The sequence below is a fragment of the Nonomuraea sp. WAC 01424 genome (assembly GCF_003947315.1).
GTDB lineage: Bacteria > Actinomycetota > Actinomycetes > Streptosporangiales > Streptosporangiaceae > Nonomuraea > Nonomuraea spiralis.
In genome coordinates this window covers 48,480-69,989 of the sequence record NZ_QHHZ01000016.1, presented here as the reverse complement: position 1 = coordinate 69,989, position 21,510 = coordinate 48,480, and the positions used below count along the sequence as shown (strand labels likewise).

Below are 21,510 nucleotides of genomic sequence, written 5' to 3'. Positions count from 1 at the left end.
ATACCCTTGATGGCATGGCAGCAGGCGGTAGGGCATCGGGCAGGCCCGCGAAGAAGAAGGGCCCGGCCAAGGGCACCGGGGGCCAGAAGCGCCGGTCGCTCGAGGGCAGGGGCGCGACGCCGCCTGCCGAGATGCGCCACTGGTACAAGGACAAGGCCAGGACCGAGCGCATCGCCAGGGAGGATCGCGGCGGCACGCGCCGTCCGGCCGCGGGCGCGGCCAGGCAGAAGCGTTCCGAGGACGCCCCCGAATACATCGGCGGCCGTAACCCGGTGCTGGAGGCGTTGCAGGCCGGCGTGCCCGCCAACGCCCTCTACGTCGCCCAGCGCGTCGAGAACGACGACCGCGTACGCGACTCCATCAAGATCGCGGCCGAGCGCGGCATCGCGCTGCTCGAAGTCACCCGCGAGAAGCTCGACCGGATGACCGAGGGCCTCGTCCACCAGGGCATCGCGCTCCAGATCCCGGCCTATGACTACGCTCATCCGTCCGAGCTGGTGGAGCTGGCCCAGGACGCGGCCGAGGTGCCGCTGATCGTGGCGCTCGACTCGGTCACCGACCCGCGCAACCTGGGCGCCATCGCCCGTTCCGCCACGGCCTTCGGCGCCCACGGCCTGCTCATCCCGTCCCGCCGTTCGGCCGGGGTGACCGGCGGTGCGTGGAAGACCTCGGCCGGCACTCTCGCCACACTCCGCGTCGCCCGCGCCTCCAACCTGACGGCCGCCCTCCGCGAATACCGCGAAGCCGGACTTTTCATCGTCGGCCTGGACGGCGCCGGAAAGATCGACATCGGCGACGCCGACCTCCTCGCCGAGCCGCTCGTGATCGTGGTCGGCTCCGAGGGGAAGGGGCTCGGGCGGCTGGTGCGGGAACAGTGCGACCTGGTCGTCCGCATTCCGATGCAGGCGGCGGCGGAGTCGCTCAACGCGGGAGTGGCGGCTGGTGTGGCGTTGTACGAGGTCGCTCGTCACAGGCGGCTCTAGCGTCTACACTGGTAGGCCGTGCCGACGTAGCTCAATCGGCAGAGCATCTGTCTTGTAAACAGAAGGTCAGGGGTTCGATTCCCCTCGTCGGCTCTGCAAGCGAAAGGCCCCTGAGCAGGCATTACGCCGTCAGGGGCCTTCTGCTTTCCGACATTCAACCGGTGTCTTCGGCGCCTCTGGGAGCCACCGGGGTCTGTTCGCCCAGGAGAGCGCTGGAGATGGCTTCCGTGGTCGCGCGCCGGTCGTCCTCCAGCAGGTGGCCGGGGGCGATCGACGATCCGGGACTTCGTTCCTCAGCCCCGGCTCACGGAGCATCGTGGTAACCGTGATCAGTAAGCCCGCCCAAAGATGACACGCTTGCCATATGCCGATGCTTCACCGCAATGCACGCACCATCCGGTCTCCGGAGTACCGTCGAGCGGAATGCAGCGCGGAGTTGCTGCGACCTTGGCCTTGATGTCGTCCTCACAGGCGGGTCTGCCGCAGTGCAAGACCAACGCCCATCCCGATGCCACCGCCTTCGTGAAGGCGTCCCAGGTGTCCACTCTCATGGTGTGACTGTCGCGGTATTCGGTAGCCCGCTGAAGAAGGAAGGCTTGGAACTCCTCCAGTACGCCAGGAATGAGCTCCGGTGCAGAAGACAGCGAGATGCTTTGTTTGCCTTCGTCGCCCAGCCTCTTGGCCATCACTACAGTGCCAGCCTCAAGATCACGCGGACCGAGTTCCAGCCGGATAGGGGCGCCGCGCAGCTCCCAGTCATTGAACCGGAAGCCGGGTGAAAGCTGTGCGCGATCATCGACATGGGTACGTATACCGGCCGCCTTAAGTCGCCCTGCAAGCTCCAGTGCCGCGGCTGAGGTCTGCGCGCCCTGATCGCCACGTCCAATCGGCACGATTACAACTTGATAGGGGGCGAGTCTGGGTGGGAGGACCAGGCCCTTGTCGTCGCCGTGGGTCATGATGACGCCGCCGATCATTCTCGTCGACATGCCCCATGAGGTGGTGTGACACAGTTCGAGACGACCGGCTTCGGAGGTGTACTGGATGTCGAAGGCTTTGGCGAAATTCGTGCCCATGTAGTGGGAGGTTCCAGCTTGGAGCGCCTTGCCGTCCCTCATCATGCCCTCGATGGTGAAGGTACGGACTGCGCCGGCGAACCGCTCCCCAGGTGTCTTCTCGCCAGGTACTACTGGGATCGCCGCGATGTCTCGCGCAACCTCCGTGTAGAGATCGAGCGCCAGCATCGTCTCGCGCATGGCGTCCGCCTCGTCGGCGTGTGCTGTGTGACCCTCTTGCCAGAGGAATTCCGTCGTGCGCAGGAACATGCGGGGCCGCAATTCCCAGCGCACGACGTTGGCCCACTGATTCAGTAGGAGCGGAAGGTCTCGATGGGATGAGACCCACTTGGCCATCATCTCGCCGATGATTGTCTCTGAGGTGGGCCGAACGACCAGCGGCTCTTCGAGCTCCTTACCGCCAGCGTGAGTGACAATGGCGAGCTCAGGCGAGAATCCCTCGACGTGATCGGCCTCTCGCCGAAGGTAGCTCTCTGGGATCAGTAGAGGGAAGTAAGCATTCTCATGACCGGTGTCCTTGATCCGGCGATCAAGTTCCTCTTGGATGAGCTCCCACAGGCGGTAGCCGTACGGTCGGATGACCATGGTGCCCTTGGCGGGTCCCCTGTCAACGAGCTGCGCCTTGGCAACCAGCTCGTTGTACCAGGCCGAGAAGTCCTCATTCTGAGGAGTCACACCACGTTCATCACGTCCCATGCACGGAGAATATCGCTCATGGCATGTCCTCGTGGCCCCGTAGAGGACGGCCTTGCGACAGTGCCCTACGGGGAAGAGGGCAGATGGCAGTCATAGGGTCTGTGACGCCCAATACATCAACCTGGCCTCGTGCCTGCTCATGAGTGCACACGGGCGATCTCGGCCGGGACGGAGGCCCCGGTTTGGGAGCCACGCGGGGAGCCACCCGAACGGACGATCATGAACTGAGCCGTACGAGCCTGAACGGCGAGGCGACCTCCTACTGGCCCAGCGAACGGACCTGAACGGCCCTGAAGATTGTTTGGGGACCTTGTAAACAGAAGGTCAGGGGTTCGATTCCCCTCGTCGGCTCTGCAGCTCAAAGGCCCTTCGGGATGATCCCGGAGGGCCTTTCTGATCTCCATACAGCAACCTCTCCGACTTCTGTCGGTCCTTCCTGCGACGATCTTTCCCTCGCCATGGTCGATGGAGGTTAGCGTGGTTGATGATGAGGTTGCGCGCGAGGCATACCTGCATTACAGGCGGTTGCTCGATGGCAGCTGGATGGGAGAAGCCATCTGCTGGACGGTGTTCGTGCCCCACGACGGATCTGCGTTGAGTCTTGCGGAGATCGGTGAACGGGTGAGCGGGACGGGACAGTACGAGATCCACGAGACGAACACCTTCGAGCATGAGGAGGTGTTCATGGATCTGTCGGATGACGCGCCCTGGGGGATGCTCGTAGATCGTTCGGATCGGCACGTCGCGCTTTTCGAGTGCAACGGATATCAGAGCGTCTTTCCGCCGGTTCTTCCCCGGCTGAGCACGAATGGACGAGCCCACAGCGCCTACTGGAACGTCAACGCCACCAATTCCATAGGCTTTGCCGTTGACGGCGAGATGGTGTTCTCCTTCGACGCCATGTACGCCGAGGAAGCAACAGGGCGGCCAGGTTGGGATCGGTGGCCGGAGGTGCAGGCCATCCTTCGTTACTTCGATTGGGAGGAGGGGGAAAGCTGGCGGGCGGCTGCTCTGACCGCCATCGAACTCGCTACAGGAGCAAGGCTGAGCGAGGAGTGGGTTAGCGCGGCGCCGTCCTTCCTGATGGGCCGATAGACCAGCAGGACCCTCGTGCGGGGAGTGTCCTGCTGGTGGTGTCATGAGCTGGGCTGGCCGGTATTGAGGCTTGCGTTCAGCCGGTCAAGCGCCTTTCGGGTCTCCGGGCTTGGGATCTGGGTGTAGACGTTCATGGTCACGCTGATCTGTGAGTGCCCGAGGGTGCGCATGGCGACGCGTGGATGGACGTCGAGGGCGGCCAGGAGCGAGGCGCAGGTGTGCCGGGTGTCCCCGTTCAGCCTGGCCCACGGCCTTGTGCAGAACGGTACGCATGTTGCGGACGCTGTTCGCCTTGTATCCCGCTGTGCGCTTTGCCCGCCGACTCGGACCACGGTGAGCTTGTAACCTGTCGCCGGCCAAGGGCGCGATCATGCTTCCGGTCGCAGGGGCGCGCATGAGTGCCGTGAACGAAACTCCAACATCGATCGGGGATTTCTGCACAATACGTACACATCAGCCCGGCGGAATCGCCACCAGCGAAAGTTAAGATCGCGCGGTGGACACAACCAGCGATCTTCCTGATGCGTCTCGCCAGCGTGCTCCCACGAACGTCGGCGGTAGGGACTGGGCGACGTTCGCCGTATTGCTGGGGCTCGGAACGATTTATGCGACGAGTGTTCCCGGGTGGCATTTCATGTGGCTCATGCTCGTCGGTGTCGGTTGGCTGTTGTTTGGCGTCACCTGGCTGATCGTGCTCGGTGTCGCCCTTCTCAGGCGGGCAAGGCTAGTCGCATTGCGTCGTAACTGGACGTTCTGGGCCGTGCCGCCCCTGGTTGTGGCGTTGGTCGGCTCACTGGTCTACGTCGGTGCGCCGGTCAGGATGCGTTTCGAGTTGTCACGCAGCAGCCTCGACCACTTCGCGAAGACGGTGTCGGAGGGGACGCCGCCGGGGAAGCGGAATTGGATCGGCCTGTATCCCGTCGAGTACCTTGAAGGATCCCGCCGGGCCTTCGGCTTCATGATCGAGGACACGGGCTTCTTCGGAAGTTACGGCTTCGCCTGGAGTCCGAATGGCGAGCCGGACATCGACGCGCCAGGCTACTACCGACACTTCGACGGCCAGTGGTACCTCTGGATCGACGATTGACAGACGATTCGTCTGTCTCGGGCGCCCAAGTGCTCGCCAAGGCATGGCGGGGTCGGCGAGGTGGTTTCTTGGCCTTGCTGGGATCCATCTTGGGAGCAATCCGAATGGACGATCATAATCTCAGGTCTGAACGACCCTGAAGATCGTTTGGGGACCTTGTGATTAGAAGGGCAGGGGTTCGATTCCCCTCGTCGGCTCTGCAGCTCAAAGGTCCTTCGGGATGATCCCGGAGGGGCTTTCTGATATCTGCGCAGCAGTTTTGTGCAGCAACGTGATCTTTCGACGACAGGAGTCCCGGTGGCAGCGACTCGGATGCTCACGTTCGCCATGTGGCGTGACGGCCGTTGCTTGGGTCTCCAAGGGGTGCTCATGTCTCTTGGGCCCCTGATCGAGACTTACGAGTGGCGATTGACGGTCAACTGGATGATTCCCGAGATCGAGATACCTGGAGATATGTGGCTGGCGACGGACCAGGTTCTCCAGCTGTTCGAGTCTGACCCACAGCTTGTGGATGGAGAGGCGGAGGGGCGCAGGGCCGGCTCATCGACAGCTGATGTTCGCCTTCGAGCCTTTGACAGCGGTTCGTGGGATGTCCAGACGGCGAGGCCGGACGTTGCGGGGAGGATCGGCGAGATCTACCCGGATGCGGTTGAACTCGACAACTGGTGAAGCCCGCCTCCGCCACGCCGCCCCGCTGAAGGCGTACAGGCGATGCTCTTGTAGGAGCGCGCGGAGCTGAGTCGGGGGCCAGGTCATGCCTGGCAGCAGCATGTTGTGCCAGTGACCGGCGACCGCTTGACCAGGTGGACGATCGCAGGGCCTTGTGACTGGCTTCCCCCTGCAAGTGGTGGGATCAGAGTCCGAGGGGGTGTGTGGAGAGCCAGTCGGCGTGCGCGGCCTTCAGGGCGTCTCGTTCTTGCGGGCCGGCCAGGATGACGTCGGCGCCGCCGTCGTAGGGGTGGTAGAGGCGTCGCAGGTCGATGTCCATGATGATGACGTCGGCGCACTCGTCGTCGGCGACCGCCAGCAGCAGGGGATCCACGCTTCCTGGCTTCCAGCGTCGCTCGCTGACGTGTAGGTGCATGGTCCCGCCGGGATCGGCGTCGTCGTCCTCGCGGAGCCTGGTCCATGGGCGTGAGCCAGGGTTGAGGGCGTGCGGATCGATGGGGGAGAACACCTCGACGCCTTCATCGGGGACGAAGCTCTTGGTCACGATGTGGACGAGGTGGTCGGCGAACAGTTCCGTGAGCACGGTGTTGTGGCGTTCGAGCAGGATCTGGTACTCGGCGGCGGTGTCGGCGTACCGCTTGGACTCCGGCAGGCTGTGAAAGCGCACCCAGCGGTCCCGATCGCAGTGAAGCTGGTGAGCGATCGGGGGGCAGTCCGGCCAGCGCGACCACCACAATGCCGACAGCTCGGGTAAGTCAGGGTTCGGGAGCTCTCGGAAAGGCACTCGCCCAGGGTAGAGGCGGACGACCTCACGGCACGATCTTGTTGTCGCCGGTGCCGACAGCTGTTCTGGACGGTCATGGATGGCTGTCACCGCCGGTCCCCTCCCGGGATTCGGGAGGGGCCTTATAGACCTCTGTGTGGCGGTGAGGTCTCGGGCGTTCCTGGGGCTAGCGCCTTACGCGGTGGCGGAGGTAGACGACTTGTGCGTTGAAGGTGCGGGACTCGGCCAGTTCGAGATTCACCCGGCGTTCGTGATGGGGGAAGAACGGCATGCCGCCGCCGACCAGTACCGGGTAGATCCTGGTCACGTACTCGTCGATCAGATCTGATGCGGCTGCCTCGACGGCGAGGGTCGCGCCGCCGATCGCGATGTTGCCGTTCGCCGGCTCGGCACGCAGCCGCTTGATCTCCTCCGCCAGGCCGCCGGAGGCCAGGCGGGCGTTGCCCTGCACCTCCGACAGGGTGGTGGAGAAGACCACCTTGGGGAGGCTCGTCCAGAGTGCGGCCCACTCGAGCCTCGCGTCGTTGAGCGATGGATCCTGGTCGGCGGTCTCCCAGTACAACATCGTCTCGTACAGTCGTCGTCCCAGCAGGTAGACGTCGACCTTCCGGATCTCGTCGATGTGGGAGCGGAAGACCTCCTCGTCGGGCTCCGTCCAGTTGAAGTCGCCGTCCGGGCCGGCGATGTAGCCGTCGAGTGAGATGTTCATCGAATAGGTCACGTTGCGCATCGGGAGTCCTCCTTGGTGGCGGGTTCGACAGTACGACTGCCGGATGCCGCAGAAATCATCGTGGCTCACGACGATGGTTCGCCCGGCGTTCGTTCGATGCTCGGCTGCGTGGCTCGGGCGAGGGACGCCGACTACTGAATCCAGTTCGCTGATCAGGGCGGCCTCCAGCATGCGTCCCAAGTAAGGCCGTTTGCGTGCCCAGAATTCTGGGCCTGAACGCGAAGGGACTCGCTTCGTGATTCGAGGGGCTGTTCTGTCACTTGTGGGTGACGACTCCGACGGGTGTCTCGTTAGAGTGTTAGCCCTGAGTCGCTCTCCCCGTTGTGAGGACGTGCATGGCGGACGAACCCGCTAGACCCCGACGGCTGACTGTCTACGCCGAGGCTGCTGCTGTCCTGGCCCTCGTCGTCGCGATTTTCGGCGTGGTGGTCGCCGTCCTCGCCCTTCAGCACGACAAGGATGTCGCCTCCGGGAATTCGACGGCGACTCCCGCGGTAACGGTCACTCAGTATGTTCGGAATACGCCCAGCCAGGACCCGGACGAGGCCGGCTCGCCCTCATCGGGTTTCTGGGGTGTGACCGGGATCGTGGTGCTGACCATATTGAGTGGTCTCATCGCCGGAGTGTTCGTTTTCATGTCCTGGGAAAATCTCGTTTCGGACGTCGGATCCTTCCTTGCGACGGCGGTGGTCGTAGGAGGTCACGCCTTCGTACTCTCCCTCCTCGGCCTTACCGTGGTCTGGGCGGTGATCGTGGCGGTGGTGTTCGGGGCGATCGGATTCTTGGCCAACGTGTTCGCCGCCTAGCGAGAGCCTCGGGTGACATGCCGACGCCGTACGCGGCGCGGCCGTGAGGTCAGGCGCCTGCGGCGGGTGGGCGGTCGAGGGTTACGCCGAAGTGTTCGCGGTACGCCTGCAGCAGTTCGTTCTCGTTCAGGATGCGTTCGGCGCGTTCGCCCTGGCGGGTGACGATCAGCTTGCGCCCGCTGATCGTCGTACGTCCCTCCGCCGTACGGATCGAGCACACCGGCGACCGGGTGAAGTGGGAGTCCGGCGAGGTGGACTGCCACCAGCAGGTCGGTACGAAGTCGGCCAGCTCGTACGGCCTCGCGGTCAGCCGGTACCCGGGCTCCCCGTTGTACAGCACGTCGAGGTCGCCCTGGTCGCCGGGAGCGGGGACGATCCGGAACACGCCCGCCGGGTCCTTCTGCTCGCCGCGCTCCCCGAGCCGCAGCGGTTCGTCGGCGAAGTCGCCGAAGCCGACGTCCACCAGCCACGGCTCGTCGAGGTCGACGCGGAGCGCGAGGTGGTCGAACAGCGGCCCTGGCCGGCCTGCCCCGAACACGCGGGCCGCCAGCAGCGTCACTCGGTAGCCGAGGGCGGTCAGCAGCGCGGCGAAGAGGCCGTTCTGCTCGTAACAGAAGCCGCCGCGGCGGCGGGTGACCAGCTTGTCGAACAGCGCGTCCGGTTCGAGGGAGATCGGCTCGCCGAGGTGGATGCTCAGGTTCTCGAACGGCACCGCCTTCAGGTGCGCGAGTTGCAGGCTTCGGAGGCCGTGGACATCCGGCGGCACCGGCCGGGACGCTCCGAATCTGTCCAAGTAGCGCACGACTTGCGACTCGTCCATGACGTACAGGAAACCATGTCTCGCCTGCGCGCGCCCGGCAGATGGCGCGGGCTCAGCTCCGTACGGCGCACAGCAGCCGGTTGTTCCCCCGCTGCCACAACGTGCCGATCTCGCCGAATCCGGCCTTGGTCAGCGCGCCGACATGGTGCTCGACCAGGTGGGACTCGGAGCCGTTGTGGGACGCGCCGGCCGTGGTGCGCTCCTCGTTGAGGTCGGCGAAGGCGGGGTCGGCGGCGATGGCGTCCCACCAGGCGCGCCAGTCCTCGGGGCGGCGGTCGGCGAAGACCCGGTCGGTCTCGCGCTGGTGCACCGCGTGCTCCAGCCGGGCCAGGGCGGGGGAGGAGGAGTCCATGTGGTCGCCGTTGAGCAGCACCCCGCCGGGGCGCAGCACGCCGGCAAGCTCCGCGTACGTCTCCTGAAGCTCCTCCGGCGAGATCCAGTGCAGCGCGGTCGTGCTCACGGCGGCGTCGGCGGGACGGTCGAAGCCGAGCGCCCGCGTCCACCCGCCGGTGCGCAGGTCGGCGGAGACGAACCGCAGCCCGGGATAGGCCGCGCGCCCGAGCGCCAGCAGCAGCGGGTCGGCGTCGACGGCGATCACCGTGGCGCCGGGAAGGCGTTCGAGCAGCCGGGCGGACAGCGACCCGGGCCCGCACCCCAGGTCGATGACCACGGGATCGGGACGCCCCAGGGCCTCGACAGCGTCGATCAGCGCGGTGAAACGGGCCTCCCGGTCGGGGAGGTAACCCTCCTGCTGGCGGTCCCAACGGTCGATCCATTCCAGCGCGATTTCGTGAGTGAGCACCACGATCTCCCTGTAACTGTCATCTATGATTTGGGCAGTCACAACATAGAGCGCGAAGGTGTAACTGGTCAAGTGGATTACAACAGTCACACGGATTTGATCGTCCGGGTCGCGGTGGCGCTGGTCAACGCGCTCACGCCGGGCGAGCGGCGGGGACGCGAGTTCCCCGTCCCGGCCGACCTCGTCGCGGCCGCCTCGGAGGCGCTGGACAGCGTCTACCCCAACCATCGCGACCTCGACGAGCAGGAAGCCGCCGAGCTGGCCGAGGTGGCGGCCCGGCTGCGCGAGGTGTTCCGCGGGGTGGCCGACGGCGACGCCGACGCCGCCGCGCTGGCGACCAACGCGCTGCTGGAGGAGAGCAGGGCCAGGCCGATGCTCGAACGCCACGACGGCGAGCCCTGGCACCTGCACTTCCACGGCCCCGGCGGCTCGCTGGCGGCCGACTGGGCGGCGAGCTGCTCGACCGGGCTCGCGATCGTGCTCGGCAGCGAGTTCGCCGACCGCCTCGGCGTCTGCACCGCCCCTCACTGCGACCGCGTCTACGTGGACGTCTCCCGCAACGGCACCCGCCGGTTCTGCTCCACGGCCTGCCAGAACCGCGTCAAGACCGCGGCCTTCCGCGCCAGGACGCGAACGGAGTGAGTCAGGTCAGCACCCGGATCGGCGTGCCATCGAGGTAGGCGTCGATGTCCTGCACGGCGTCCCTGAAGTACGTCTCGTAGTTGCCGCCGGTGACGTACCCGAGATGAGGGGTGGCCAGCACGTTGGGCAGCCTGCGCAGCTCGTGCCCGGCGGGCAGGGGCTCGGTCTCGAACACGTCGAGCCCGGCTCCGGCGATCAGCCCCTCGCGCAGCGCCGCCGCCAGGGCGTCCTGGTCGATGATGGCCGCCCGCGAGGTGTTGACCAGGTAGGCGCTGGGCCGCATCAACGACAACTCGCGCCGGCCGACCAGCCCGCGGGTACGCTCGCCCAGCACCAGGTGGACGGAGACGACGTCGGACTCGGCGAACAGCTCCTCTTTGGTGGCCAGCCGCACGCCCAGCTCGTCGGTACGGGCCCGGGTGAGGTGCCGGCTCCAGGCGATCACGTTCATGCCGAACGCCTGCCCGATGCGGGCCATCTGCGACCCGATCTTGCCGAGGCCGAGCAGCCCGAGCGTGCTGCCGTGCAGGTCCATGCCGACCGTGCTCTGCCACGGGCCGTCGGAGCGCATCGCCGCGGACTCGGGCAGCAGGTGGCGGGCCAGGCCGAGGATGAGCGCCCAGGTCAGCTCGGCCGGCGGGGTCGAGGCGCTGCCCGTGCCGCAGACCGTGACGCCGCGGGCGCGGGCGGCGTCGAGGTCGACGGAGGCGTTGCGCATGCCCGTGGTGATCAGCAGGCGCAGCCGGGGCAGCCGCTCGAACACCTCCGCCGTGAACGGCGTGCGCTCCCGCATGACGACCACGATCTCGAAGCCGGCGAGGGCCGCCACCAGCTCGTCGTGGCCGGTGAGGTGGGCCCGGAAACTCGTGGCACGGACCCGCGACCAGTCGGCCAGTCCGAGGGCCACGCCCTGGTAGTCGTCGAGGACGGCGCAGCGCAGCATGATCCGAAATCCTACGCCGCGGTCCCCCTGCTCCAGCTCCCCGGCGGGGCCGGGGAGCTGGAGCCCGTTCATTCGGCGGCCGGCCGTCGCGCCGCTTCGCGCGGAGCGGCCAGCCGTTCTGCCTCGTGGTGCAGCACCAGGACCAGGATCAGCTCCAGGTCGAGCTCCGCCAGGTCCGGCGCCGCCAGACCGTCAAGGACGCGCATGGTGGGCCTCCCTGGACAAGGGACGTCTCAGATGTCACAGAGGTTCACATCCATCTGAAACGTTCTCAGGGCCGGCCCCGCGGACCGGGATGACCAAACGCCATTCTGGCCCGGAAGTACCGAATTATCCCAGACAAATCATCAGGCAACTCCCGGCAGTCCGGAATTGCGGTTCAACTCCATCTCCATCTGCATCGCCAGAATCTCCTGCCGCTCCTCGTTGATCCTTCGGCAGAGCGTGACATATGCGGTCAGAACCTTGGAGTACGAGGCTCGGGCCTCCTCCAGCTGGCCGCGCAGCCGTTCGATGCGGTCGGGGTCGGCGATCTCCGCGGCCTCCGCCTCGACCAGCAGCGAACGTGCCTCGTCGACGATCTCCTCCGCCCGCATCCGCGTACGTCGCAGCATCGCCGAGCACTGGAAGAGCTCCGCCAGACGTACTGAGGAACGAGTGAACTCGGACTTGTTCATAGCCGTGCCGCCCGCCCAGTGCCAGCGAAGATTCGATCCCATTCCCGCCACCTTCCCGGTCAAGGTTGCCTAACTGTAGACGTCTGTACCCCGCCGGAGGATCACGTCAAGGCCCGGCGGAGTAGGTCCCTGCTCCCGGCGGAGAGTTTTCTTCCTCTGGCGGGTCGAAGATTTTCCACTGAAACTCATTCGGTCCCTGCTGAATGTGCTGATTGCAGCCGCGTGTGCGGCCTATCCGAGGAATGCAACGAATCGCCTGGGTCGAGAATTGGATGCCGACGAAGACCGCCGATCGGCCCCCGCGGCGGCGCGCGTTCGTCACATACTGAAACCGGATGGCGGCGCAACGTGACTCTGAGGTGACGACAGTGGTGGCGATGTCGGTGGCGGGGAACAGCGGCGAGACGGTCGACGTCAGCGTCGTCATCCCGGTGCACAACTGCCGTCCCTATCTGGACAGGTGCCTCACCTCGGCGCTCGTGCAGCGGGTGCGGAAGGAGATCATCGTCGTGGACGACGGCTCCACCGACGGCGGCTCCGAACTCCTCGACCTGTACGCCGCCTACCACCCGTCCACCGTCAGGGTGATCCACATCGCCGGCTCCGGCGGCGCCGGCCGCCCGCGCAACGTCGGCCTCGACCACGCCACCGGCCGGTACGTCTTCTTCTGCGACGCCGACGACCACCTCGGCCCCGAGGCGCTGGCCCGCATGGTCGCCATGGCCGACAGGAACGACTCCGACATCGTGCTGGGCAAGATCGTCGGCCACGGCCGCCGGGCCCCCGCCTCGATGTTCCAGCACAACGCCGAACGCCTGACCCTCGCCGACAGCAACGTCTACAACAGCCTGAGCTGCTTCAAGCTGTTCCGGCGGGACATGGTCGAGCGGCACGGCATCCGTTTCGCCGAGGACATGCTCGTCGGCGAGGACATCATGTTCACCGCGCACGCCTACTGCCACGCCGGCGTGATCTCCGTGGTCGCCGACTACGACTGCTACCACCTGGTCTCCAGGCCCGACGGCAGCAGCATCATGCAGCAGGAGGGCAGCAGGGACCCGGTCGCCTGGCTGTCCATGATCCGGCGGCCCATCCGGCTCATGGCCCGGCACGTCGAGCCCGACCCGCTGCGCGACCACCTGCTGCGCCGGCACTTCAGGCTCGACGCCTTCACCCAGCTCGGCACGGTGCTCCTGGAGAGCGACGAGGTGCGCCGCAAGGAGATCGCGCAGGAGGTCGCGGACCTGTGCGACGAGTGGCTGACCCCCGGCGTGCTGGCCCGGCTCAACACCATCGACAAGCAGCGGGTGGCCTCGCTCGGCGACGTCGAACGCCTGGTCCGGCTGGCCCGCATCGAGGGTGCCACCGTACGGCGGCGGCTGACCGCGTTGCGCTGGGACGGCGACCACCTGGTCGTGACCGGCACGGCCGGGCTGGAGGGCATCAGGCGGGACGACGGCGTGGCCCTGGTGCTGCGCGCCCGCAACGACCCGCGCAGCGAGCTGATCCTGCCTGCCGAGCGGCACGGCGCGGAGTTCACCGCGCGCGTGGACGCCGCCTCGCTCGCCTCCGGGGTGTGGGACCTGCGGGTCGCGGTCGAGCTGGAGGGTGTCATCCGCCACGGCAGGCTGGGCGCCGACCGCGAGAACGGCGTCACCAGGCCGCTGCCCCGCCTGATCGGCGGTGTCGTGACGTTGCCGTACTTCACCAGGGACAACGGCAACCTGAGCATCGACGTCGGCGGGCACCTCGTCGCCGTGCCGGGCACGGTCCGGCTGATCAGGACCAGGTGGTCGCTCGGCTACCGGTTCCTCGTGGACGGCGAGGTCAGCGTGGTCGGGACGGTTCCCGAGTGCGAGGCGGTCCGGCGGATCGTCTGGCGCGAGCGGGAGACCGGCCGCGAGCGCGCCGAGCGTGTGTCGCCGCTGCCCGGGGGCGGGTTCGCCGCCAGGCTGCCGCTGGGCCGGTTTCCGCCGGGCACCTGGGACGCCTATCTGGAGCTCGACCTGGGCGGGCCGCCGGTGCGGTTGAGGATCGAGACCGACCCGGAGACGGTCGCCGGGCCGCTCAAGTGGATGGGCGCGGCGCTGCTGCGCAGTGTGCGGCCGTACGCGACCTCGGGCAAGGGGCGGCTGAGCACGGTCGTGCAGCGGCTGACGCCGCGGTCGATCGTTAAGAGGATTTTGGCGTAATTGCCATCTATGTGCAGGTGCAAGACGATGCCTTAAAGTGAGGAGGGTTTGTCCGTCCTTCTGGAGGCGCTTGCCGTGCACGTACCCGATGGCTTCTTCAACGCAGCTACATCCGTCTCCGCCGGGGCGGTGGCGGCCGCCGGCGTCGCGGTCTGCCTGAGGGGCGCCCGGCGCGAGCTGGACGACCGGACCGCGCCCATGGCGGGGCTCGTGGCGGCCTTCATCTTCGCGGTCCAGATGCTGAACTTCCCCGTCGCGGCGGGGACCAGCGGCCACCTGCTGGGCGGCGCGCTGGCGGCGATACTCGTCGGCCCCTACACAGGGGTGCTCTGCATGGCCGTGGTGCTCCTGGTGCAGGCGGTGTTCTTCGCCGACGGCGGACTGACCGCGCTGGGCGTCAACATCACGATCATGGGCATCGTCACCGTGCTGGTCGGCTGGGGGGTCTTCCGGCTGGTCAGCGCGCTGGTCAGGGGCAAGGGCGGGGTGACGCTCGGGGCGTTCCTGGGGGCGCTGATCTCGGTGCCGGCCTCGGCGCTGGTGTTCTCGCTGTTGTTCTGGGTCGGCGGCACCGCGCCGATCGAGGTGTCGGCGGTGGCCGCGGCCATGGGCGGGGTGCACGTGCTGATCGGCATCGGCGAGGCGCTGATCACCGCCACCACCGTCGCCGCCGTCCTGGCCGTACGTCCCGACCTGGTGTACGGCGCCCGCGGGCTGGCCAAGCCGCTGGTGCTCAAGGGAGCCGGGGGCGACACCACGACCGTGGGCGAGGAGGCCCCGGTCGCCAGGCCGCGCGCGCTCAGGCCGTTCCTGCTGGGCGGGGTCGGGCTGACGCTGGTGCTGGCCGGGATCGTGTCCTTCTTCGCCGCCTCCGACCCCGACGGGCTGGAGGCCGTGGCCGAGAACAAGGGCTTCAGCGGCCAGGCGGCCGACCACGCGTTCGGGTCGTGGGCGCTGGCCGACTACGGTGATGTGGGCGGAATCCCGGTCGGTGTGGCCGGGATCATCGGCGTCGGGCTCGTGCTGCTCATCGCCGGGGGCGTGGCGTTCGCCGCGCGGAGCCGTACGAGCGTGCAGGTCTGATCAGTGAAAGACGGTGAGTGAGGGTGGGCGCGGGGCATCGGCACGATCTCTACCTGCCGGGCGACTCTCCGGTCCACCGGCTGCCGCCGCAGTGCAAGCTGCTCGCCGTCTTCGCCTTCGCCGTCGTCGTGGTGGCCACGCCGCGGGAGCGTTTCTGGGCGTTCGCGGTCTACGCGGTGCTGCTCGGGGGCGTGGTGGTGGCCGCGCGGGTGCCGTTCGGGCACGTGCTGCGGCGGATGGTGATCGAGTTGCCGTTCGTGTTGTTCGCGTTCCTGATCCCGGTGATCGGGATGGGGGAGCGCACGACGGTGCTGGGGGTCTCGCTGAGCGTTCAGGGGTTGTGGGCGGCCTGGAACATCCTGGTCAAGGCCACGCTCGGCGTGATCGCCTCGATCCTGCTCGCGGCCACCACAGAGCCGCGGGTCATTCTCGCCGGGGCGCAGCGGCTGCGGCTGCCGAGCCTGCTGGTGCAGATCGCCATGTTCATGCTCCGGTACATGGACGTGATCGTGGGGGAGATGCGGCGGATGCGGGTGGCGCGGGAGTCGCGCGGGTTCGAGGCGCGCAACTTCCGGCAGATCCCGGTGATCGCGCGTTCGGCCGGGGCGTTGTTCATCCGTTCGTACGAGCGGGGTGAGCGGGTGCATCTGGCGATGTTGAGCCGCGGATACTCCGGACGGATGCCGATGATTCAAGATATTTCGGCATCTGTCGGGCAGTGGGGGGCCGCGCTCGCCCTGCCCGTCGTGGCACTCGCGGTATTGGGACTCTCATGGTGAACTCTCTGGAGGTCAGCGAGCTGGCCTACGCCTACCCCGACGGCACGCAGGCCCTGTTCGGCGTGAACCTGTCGATCGGCCGCGGCGAGCGGGTGGCCCTGCTCGGCCCCAACGGCGCCGGCAAGACCACCCTCGTCATGCACCTCAACGGCATCCTGACCGCCGGGCACGGCAGCGTGGCCGTGGGCGGCGTCCCGGTGCGCAAGGACACCCTCAAGGAGGTCAGGCAGCGCGTCGGCCTGGTCTTCCAGGACCCCGACGACCAGCTCTTCATGCCCACGGTCAGGGACGACGTGGCCTTCGGCCCGGCCAACGCGGGGCTCGGGGGCGAGGAGCTGGACCGCGTGGTCCGCACCGCGCTCGACCGGGTCGGCATGCTGGAGGCCGCCGACCGGCCGCCGCACCATTTGTCGTTCGGGCAGCGGCGCAGGGTGGCGGTGGCCACGGTGCTGGCGATGGAGCCGGAGATCCTGGTGCTCGACGAGCCCTCCTCCAACCTCGACCCGGCCGCCCGCAGGGAGCTGGCCGAGATCCTGCGTTCGCTGGACGTGACAGTGCTCATGGTCACCCACGACCTGCCGTACGCGCTGGAGTTGTGCGAGCGTTCGCTGATCCTTTCGGGAGGCGTGATCGCCGCCGACGGCCCCACACGAGACCTGCTGACCGACACGGACCTGCTGGCCAGACACCGCCTGGAACTCCCGTACGGCTTCGCCGTCCCCACCGGGTGATGCGATTAGTCCGGTCTGGTCCACATGCATCCGGCTCTTCGTAGTTTGTGCATGCCCGCTATCCGGGGATGTCGAAGTACAGTGGCTCATCGAGGAGGGGCCAAATGAAGCTGCGGCTTGCGCGACACGCCCTGGGTGACGCCGTGGTGGTGGCCGTTGAGGGGGAGCTCGATCTGTTCACCGCACCGTTCCTCCGCGACGAGGTACGCGACGCCATCAAACAGGACAGCGCCAGGCTCGTGCTCGACCTGCAGCAGCTGTCTTTCATGGACTCCAGCGGTCTTTCGGTGCTGATCGAGGCCTGGCGGCTGGCCACCGGAGAGGGCGGCGGGGTGTCCCTGGCCGCGCCCCAGGCGCCCGTGGCGCGCATCCTGCGGACCACGGGGCTCGACCGGCGGATCAAGGTGTACTCCGACGTCGACAGCGCTGTGGGGGAGATTTAACCCGCCCCGAGTAGAACTTCATTCGGTTGGCGCGTTAGGGTCCGGGATATGGACGTCAACGGATCTGCAGCAATCATCTCCGGCGGTGCCAGCGGCCTCGGTGAGGCCACGGCCCGTGAGCTCGCCCGAGCGGGCGCCACCGTGGTCATCGCCGACCTCAACGAGGAGCGCGGCAAGGCCGTCGCCGACGAGCTCGGCGGCGTGTTCGTCAAGACGGACGTGTCGGACGACGACCAGGTGCAGGCGGCCGTCGACGCGGCCGTGGCCACGGGCAAGCCGCTGCGCGTCGTGGTCAACAGCGCGGGCATCGGCTGGGCCGAGCGTACGGTCAACCGGGAGGGCAAGCCGCACAACTCGGCCACGTACCGCAAGGTGATCGAGGTCAACCTGATCGGCACGTTCAACCTCATGCGCATCGCCGCCGCCGCCATCGCCGCGACCGAGCCGGTCGACGCCGACGGCCAGCGCGGCGTCGTGATCAACACCGCCTCCGTGGCCGCCCTGGAGGGACAGACCGGCCAGCTCGCCTACTCGGCCTCCAAGGGCGGCATCGTGGGCATGACGGTGCCCGCGGCCCGCGACCTGGCCGCGATCGGCGTACGCGTGAACACGATCTGCCCCGGCATCATCGACACCCCCATCTACGGCTTCTCCGGCAACGCCGAGGAGTTCAAGGCCAAGCTCGTGGCCCCGGTGGTCTTCCCCAAGCGCATGGGCCGGGCCGACGAGTTCGCCCACCTGGTCCACTCGCTCGTCCAGAACGACTACATGAACGCCGAGGTCGTGCGCTTCGACGGCGGCATCCGCTTCCAGCCCAAGTGAGGTCTCGTGTCTGACGAAGTGCTCGTCGAGGAGTCCGGGAACGTCGCGATCATCACGATCAACCGGCCGAAGGCGCGTAACGCGATCAACGGGGCGGTGGCCCGGGGGATCGCGGAGGCGCTGGACACCTTCGACGCCCGCGCCGAGATCTCGGCGTACGTGCTGACCGGCGCCGGTGGCACGTTCTGCGCGGGCATGGACCTCAAGGGGTTCCTGACCGGCGACTTCCCCGTGGTCGAGGGGCGCGGTTTCGGCGGCATCGCCGAGGCGCCGCCCAAGAAGCCGCTGGTGGCCGCCGTCGAGGGGTACGCGCTGGCGGGCGGCTTCGAGCTGGCCCTGTCCTGCGACGTCATCGTGGCCTCGTCGGAGTCCACGTTCGGGCTGCCCGAGCCCAAGCGCGGGCTGGTGGCGGGCGCGGGCGGGATCATGCGGCTGCCGCGGCGGATCCCGTACCACGTGGCCATGGAGATCGCCCTGACCGGCGACCACTACCCGGCCGCCCGCCTGTACGAGCTGGGCCTGGTCAACCGGATCACCGAGCCGGGGGCCGCCCTGGAGGGCGCGCTGGAGCTGGCCCGCAAGATCGCCTCCAACGCCCCCCTGGCGCTCGCCGCGACGAAGAAGGTGATCATCGAGTCGCAGGACTGGCCCCTGGAGGAGATGTTCAAGCGGCAGGGCGCGATCATCAACCCGGTGTTCGGCTCCAAGGACGCGATGGAGGGCGCGGCGGCCTTCGCCGAGAAGCGCGCCCCCCAGTGGAAGGGCGAGTAGCACCCTCCCACGCTCCGGCCCCTTCCGGACGTCCGGGAGGGGCCCCGTCAACGCGCGTGCGCGACCTTTCCTGCGTACGGTAAAAAGAGGAGACGACCACCAGGAGAGCGCATGAGCGACCAGTCCGGTTCCAGGTACGAGTCAGCCAAGCGCGGCGCCGGCACCTTCCTGTCGAGCGCGATCAAGGCGATCGTCATCCTGGGATCCATGCTCGCCCTGATGTGGGTGCTGGAAGGCGTCGACTACGTGATGGACGGCGCGCTCGACTCGTACGGCATCGCGGGCTGGGACCCCGACGGCCTGGTGGGCATCTTCTTCGCGCCGTTCCTGCACGGCGGCTTCGGCCACCTCATGGCCAACTCGCTGCCGCTGCTGGTGCTCGGCTTCCTGGCGGCGGTGCGCGACATCCGCAAGTTCCTCTGGGCCACCCTGCTGATCGTCGTGATCGGGGGCGTGGGCACGTGGGTGTCCAGCCCCGGCGTCATCACGATCGGCGCGAGCGGCCTGGTCTTCGGCTACTTCGGCTTCGTACTGGCCCGGGGGCTGTTCGACCGCCGTCTGGTGGACATCCTGATCGGCATCGGCGTCGGCGTGGCCTACTACTCGATCCTGTGGGGCCTGCTGCCCAACCAGCAGGGCATCTCCTGGCAGGGCCACCTGTTCGGGCTCCTGGGCGGCGTGCTGGCCGCGTGGGTGCTGCGGCGCAGGAAAGAGCTGCCCGTACGGTTCTGAGCCCTACAGGTGCGGTTTGGTGTGCTCGGCTGGCGAGCTGGCGAGCATGCGGTCGATGAGCGCCAGGCCGATCGCCGAGGCCACGAACGCCAGATGGATGATCGTCTGCCACATGATCTTGTCATTGGGCACGTCACGGGCCCGGATGAACGTCTGCAGCAGGTGCACCGACGAGATGCCCACGATGGCCGTGGCCAGCTTGACCTTCAGCACGTTCGCGTTGACGTGCGAGAGCCACTCCGGCTCGTCCGGATGGCCGTTGAGGTTGATGCGCGAGACGAACGTCTCGTAGCCGCCGATGATCACCATGATCAGCAGGTTGGAGATCATCACGACGTCGATCAGCGCCAGGACCGTGAGCATGACCACGACCTCGGCCGACGTCCCGCTGCTCGCCGACGGGTTGAGGACGGCGCTGTCGATCAGGTGCCACAACTCGGTCATGAACTGCCAGACGTACACCGCCTGGGCCACGATGAGGCCCAGATAGAGCGGGACCTGCAGCCAGCGGCTGGCGAACATGAGGTAGCCGAGGCTCCGGGGCAGCGTCCGCCCCTGGCCGATCTGGGGCTGTTCAGGCAAGAATGTTTCCTACTGTTCGAGCCGAAGGACTGGTGAGTTGGCGAACCTGGGATCCCTGGAACGCGCGATCATGAACGTGTTGTGGGATGCCGGCAGGGCCATGCGCGTCAGGGAGCTTCTGGAAAGGCTCAACGAGGAGCGCGACCTCGCCTACACGACCGTGCAGACCGTCGCCGAGCGGCTGGTCAAGAAGGGCCTGCTCGTGCGTACGCCCTCGCGCAACGCCTTCCGCTACGCCGCCGCCCGCTCCCGGGCGGAGCACGTCACCCACCTCATGCTGGAGGCGCTCGCCGTCAGCACCGACAGGCTGCCGGTGCTGACGAGGTTCGCGCAGAGCGTCGAGGAGGAGGACGCGCTGGCCCTCCTGGACGAGCTGACGCGCCGGACGGGCCGGCGCGGAGGGCGCTAGAGGCGCTCGACCACGTGGTCGATGCAGACGGTCAGCGCCTCGACGTCGGACGGCTCGATGGCCGGGAACATCGCGACGCGGAGCTGGTTGCGGCCCAGCTTGCGGTAGGGCTCGGTGTCGACGATGCCGTTGGCGCGCAGCACCTTGGCCACCTCGGCGGCGTCGACGTCGTCGTTGAAGTCGATCGTGCCGACCACCTGCGAACGGAACTGCGGGGCGGCGAACGGCGTGGCGTAGGAGGACTTCTCGGCCCAGGTGTACAGGCGCTGGCTGGACTCGGCCGTGCGGGCGGTGGTCCAGGCCAGGCCGCCGTTGCCGTTCATCCAGTCGAGCTGGTCGGCCAGCAGGAACAGCGTGGCCACGGCCGGCGTGTTGTAGGTCTGGTCCTTGGCGGAGTTGTCGACCGCGATCGGCAGGCTGAAGAACTCGGGCACGTACCGGCCGGAGGCGGCGATCTCCTCGACCCTGGCCAGGGCGCGCGGCGACATGATCGCGATCCACAGGCCGCCGTCGGAGGCGAAGCTCTTCTGCGGGGCGAAGTAGTAGACGTCGGTCTCGGCGATGTCGACCGGCAGGCCGCCCGCGCCGGAGGTGGCGTCGACCAGCACCAGCGCGTCGTCGCCGCCCACGCGGGAGATCGGCATGGCGACACCGGTCGAGGTCTCGTTGTGGGTGAGCGCGTAGACGTCGACGCCGTCCTCGGCGACCGCGACGGGGTGGGTGCCGACGTCGGACTTGATCACGCTCGGGTCACCCAGCCAGGGCGCCTTCTTGGCGACGGCGGCGAACTTCGAGGAGAACTCGCCGAACGACAGGTGCTGGGACTTCTCCCTGATCAGCCCGAAGGCGGCGATGTCCCAGAACGCGGTGGTGCCCCCGTTGCCCAGCACGACCTGGTAGCCCTCGGGCAGCGAGAACAGGTCGGCGAGCCCGGAACGCACGCGGCCGACGAGGTTCTTGACCGGCTTCTGGCGGTGGGAGGTGCCCATGAGGCTCGCTCCGGAGGCGGCCAGCGCGGCCAGTTGCTCGGTGCGCACCTTCGAGGGCCCGCAGCCGAAGCGGCCGTCGGCGGGCTTGATGTCAGCGGGAATCACGATGTCAGCCACGTGCCCAGCGTACTGAGGCCGTCCGGGTGACGTCGCACGGGTCCGCCGAA

Annotated in this window: 25 protein-coding genes and 1 tRNA gene; 16 read left to right on the top strand and 10 right to left on the bottom strand. The window is 67.7% G+C overall.

From position 1 onward, the window contains the following. Positions 1 to 14: 14 nt before the first annotated feature. Together rlmB and DMB42_RS37350 are read left to right on the top strand one after the other, a co-directional pair. Positions 15 to 983 (top strand): 23S rRNA (guanosine(2251)-2'-O)-methyltransferase RlmB, encoded by a 969-nt coding sequence (gene rlmB, locus DMB42_RS37355; protein ID WP_125643085.1) that lies wholly within the window; start codon positions 15 to 17, stop codon positions 981 to 983. Between the two features lie 20 nt (positions 984 to 1,003). Beyond that, positions 1,004 to 1,076, top strand: a tRNA-Thr gene (locus tag DMB42_RS37350). 236 nt (positions 1,077 to 1,312) lie between these two features. Here DMB42_RS37350 and proS read toward each other — a convergent pair. Beyond that, positions 1,313 to 2,755 carry a proline--tRNA ligase gene (gene proS / locus DMB42_RS37345; RefSeq protein WP_125643082.1) on the bottom strand — a complete coding sequence of 481 codons (1,443 nt, stop codon included), beginning with the start codon at positions 2,753 to 2,755 and terminating at the stop codon, positions 1,313 to 1,315. Positions 2,756 to 3,232: 477 nt separating this feature from the next. Between proS and DMB42_RS37340 the strand changes: the two genes are divergently transcribed. The 3 genes from DMB42_RS37340 (at position 3,233) to DMB42_RS37325 (ending at position 5,606) form a co-directional block, all read left to right on the top strand. After that, positions 3,233 to 3,850 carry a DUF6461 domain-containing protein gene (locus tag DMB42_RS37340; protein ID WP_125643079.1) on the top strand — a complete coding sequence of 206 codons (618 nt, stop codon included), beginning with the start codon at positions 3,233 to 3,235 and terminating at the stop codon, positions 3,848 to 3,850. Positions 3,851 to 4,346: 496 nt separating this feature from the next. Further along, on the top strand, positions 4,347 to 4,937 hold the full coding sequence (locus tag DMB42_RS37330) for a hypothetical protein (RefSeq protein WP_125643073.1): 591 nt from the start codon (positions 4,347 to 4,349) through the stop codon (positions 4,935 to 4,937). Between the two features lie 369 nt (positions 4,938 to 5,306). Beyond that, positions 5,307 to 5,606 (top strand): hypothetical protein, encoded by a 300-nt coding sequence (locus DMB42_RS37325; RefSeq protein WP_148109017.1) that lies wholly within the window; start codon positions 5,307 to 5,309, stop codon positions 5,604 to 5,606. 184 nt (positions 5,607 to 5,790) lie between these two features. Here the strand turns inward: DMB42_RS37325 and DMB42_RS37320 are convergent, their stop codons facing one another. Both DMB42_RS37320 and DMB42_RS37315 read right to left on the bottom strand, forming a co-directional pair. Beyond that, positions 5,791 to 6,273, bottom strand: coding sequence for a hypothetical protein (locus DMB42_RS37320; RefSeq protein ID WP_260478175.1), 483 nt, complete (start codon positions 6,271 to 6,273; stop codon positions 5,791 to 5,793). Between the two features lie 283 nt (positions 6,274 to 6,556). Further along, a complete protein-coding gene (locus DMB42_RS37315) occupies positions 6,557 to 7,120 on the bottom strand; it encodes a dihydrofolate reductase family protein (protein WP_125643067.1) in 564 nt (187 codons plus the stop codon). Between the two features lie 335 nt (positions 7,121 to 7,455). On the opposite strand from DMB42_RS37315, the gene DMB42_RS37310 reads away from it, so the two are divergent. Next, entirely contained in the window at positions 7,456 to 7,926 is a 471-nt protein-coding gene (locus tag DMB42_RS37310) for a hypothetical protein (protein WP_125643064.1), read from the top strand. A gap of 49 nt (positions 7,927 to 7,975) precedes the next feature. Here DMB42_RS37310 and DMB42_RS37305 read toward each other — a convergent pair whose 3' ends face one another. Together DMB42_RS37305 and DMB42_RS37300 are read right to left on the bottom strand one after the other, a co-directional pair. Continuing rightward, entirely contained in the window at positions 7,976 to 8,746 is a 771-nt protein-coding gene (locus DMB42_RS37305) for an arylamine N-acetyltransferase (protein WP_125643061.1), read from the bottom strand. A 52-nt stretch (positions 8,747 to 8,798) separates the two neighbouring features. Next, a complete protein-coding gene (locus DMB42_RS37300) occupies positions 8,799 to 9,548 on the bottom strand; it encodes a trans-aconitate 2-methyltransferase (protein ID WP_125643058.1) in 750 nt (249 codons plus the stop codon). A 72-nt stretch (positions 9,549 to 9,620) separates the two neighbouring features. On the opposite strand from DMB42_RS37300, the gene DMB42_RS37295 reads away from it, so the two are divergent. After that, positions 9,621 to 10,190, top strand: a complete 570-nt coding sequence (locus tag DMB42_RS37295) for a CGNR zinc finger domain-containing protein (RefSeq protein ID WP_125643055.1) — start codon at positions 9,621 to 9,623, stop codon at positions 10,188 to 10,190. A gap of 1 nt (position 10,191) precedes the next feature. Here DMB42_RS37295 and DMB42_RS37290 read toward each other — a convergent pair whose 3' ends face one another. From DMB42_RS37290 to DMB42_RS37285, 3 genes are all read right to left on the bottom strand, one after another. Further along, positions 10,192 to 11,133: a D-2-hydroxyacid dehydrogenase family protein gene (locus DMB42_RS37290; protein WP_260478174.1), complete on the bottom strand. Its 942-nt coding sequence runs from the start codon at positions 11,131 to 11,133 to the stop codon at positions 10,192 to 10,194. Between the two features lie 68 nt (positions 11,134 to 11,201). Continuing rightward, entirely contained in the window at positions 11,202 to 11,339 is a 138-nt protein-coding gene (locus DMB42_RS53655) for a hypothetical protein (RefSeq protein ID WP_185845060.1), read from the bottom strand. A gap of 141 nt (positions 11,340 to 11,480) precedes the next feature. Beyond that, positions 11,481 to 11,873 carry a hypothetical protein gene (locus tag DMB42_RS37285; protein ID WP_125643052.1) on the bottom strand — a complete coding sequence of 131 codons (393 nt, stop codon included), beginning with the start codon at positions 11,871 to 11,873 and terminating at the stop codon, positions 11,481 to 11,483. 296 nt (positions 11,874 to 12,169) lie between these two features. Here DMB42_RS37285 and DMB42_RS37280 point away from each other — a divergent pair, with 296 nt between their 5' ends. From DMB42_RS37280 to DMB42_RS37245, 8 genes are all read left to right on the top strand, one after another. After that, positions 12,170 to 14,002, top strand: coding sequence for a glycosyltransferase family 2 protein (locus DMB42_RS37280; protein ID WP_185845059.1), 1,833 nt, complete (start codon positions 12,170 to 12,172; stop codon positions 14,000 to 14,002). A gap of 75 nt (positions 14,003 to 14,077) precedes the next feature. Continuing rightward, entirely contained in the window at positions 14,078 to 15,085 is a 1,008-nt protein-coding gene (locus tag DMB42_RS37275; RefSeq protein WP_125643046.1) for an energy-coupling factor ABC transporter permease, read from the top strand. Positions 15,086 to 15,102: 17 nt separating this feature from the next. Further along, complete coding sequence (gene cbiQ, locus DMB42_RS37270; RefSeq protein WP_312024785.1) at positions 15,103 to 15,864, top strand: cobalt ECF transporter T component CbiQ; 762 nt, start codon at positions 15,103 to 15,105, stop codon at positions 15,862 to 15,864. Then, positions 15,858 to 16,595 (top strand): energy-coupling factor ABC transporter ATP-binding protein, encoded by a 738-nt coding sequence (locus tag DMB42_RS37265; RefSeq protein WP_125643040.1) that lies wholly within the window; start codon positions 15,858 to 15,860, stop codon positions 16,593 to 16,595. The genes cbiQ and DMB42_RS37265 overlap by 7 nt, the downstream gene beginning before the upstream one ends. Before the next feature lie 104 nt (positions 16,596 to 16,699). Next, complete coding sequence (locus DMB42_RS37260; RefSeq protein WP_101785558.1) at positions 16,700 to 17,038, top strand: STAS domain-containing protein; 339 nt, start codon at positions 16,700 to 16,702, stop codon at positions 17,036 to 17,038. A gap of 48 nt (positions 17,039 to 17,086) precedes the next feature. Beyond that, complete coding sequence (locus DMB42_RS37255; RefSeq protein WP_125643037.1) at positions 17,087 to 17,860, top strand: SDR family NAD(P)-dependent oxidoreductase; 774 nt, start codon at positions 17,087 to 17,089, stop codon at positions 17,858 to 17,860. A gap of 6 nt (positions 17,861 to 17,866) precedes the next feature. Then, positions 17,867 to 18,631, top strand: a complete 765-nt coding sequence (locus tag DMB42_RS37250; RefSeq protein ID WP_125643034.1) for a crotonase/enoyl-CoA hydratase family protein — start codon at positions 17,867 to 17,869, stop codon at positions 18,629 to 18,631. Positions 18,632 to 18,742: 111 nt separating this feature from the next. Then, positions 18,743 to 19,363 carry a rhomboid family intramembrane serine protease gene (locus DMB42_RS37245; RefSeq protein WP_125643031.1) on the top strand — a complete coding sequence of 207 codons (621 nt, stop codon included), beginning with the start codon at positions 18,743 to 18,745 and terminating at the stop codon, positions 19,361 to 19,363. A gap of 3 nt (positions 19,364 to 19,366) precedes the next feature. Here the strand turns inward: DMB42_RS37245 and DMB42_RS37240 are convergent, their stop codons facing one another. Next, positions 19,367 to 19,945 carry a TIGR00645 family protein gene (locus DMB42_RS37240; protein ID WP_260478173.1) on the bottom strand — a complete coding sequence of 193 codons (579 nt, stop codon included), beginning with the start codon at positions 19,943 to 19,945 and terminating at the stop codon, positions 19,367 to 19,369. A 37-nt stretch (positions 19,946 to 19,982) separates the two neighbouring features. Between DMB42_RS37240 and DMB42_RS37235 the strand changes: the two genes are divergently transcribed. Further along, on the top strand, positions 19,983 to 20,354 hold the full coding sequence (locus DMB42_RS37235; RefSeq protein WP_125643028.1) for a BlaI/MecI/CopY family transcriptional regulator: 372 nt from the start codon (positions 19,983 to 19,985) through the stop codon (positions 20,352 to 20,354). Here DMB42_RS37235 and serC read toward each other — a convergent pair. Next, positions 20,351 to 21,460 (bottom strand): phosphoserine transaminase, encoded by a 1,110-nt coding sequence (serC, locus tag DMB42_RS37230; RefSeq protein WP_125643026.1) that lies wholly within the window; start codon positions 21,458 to 21,460, stop codon positions 20,351 to 20,353. The genes DMB42_RS37235 and serC overlap by 4 nt on opposite strands. Between the last annotated feature and the right edge of the window lie 50 nt (positions 21,461 to 21,510).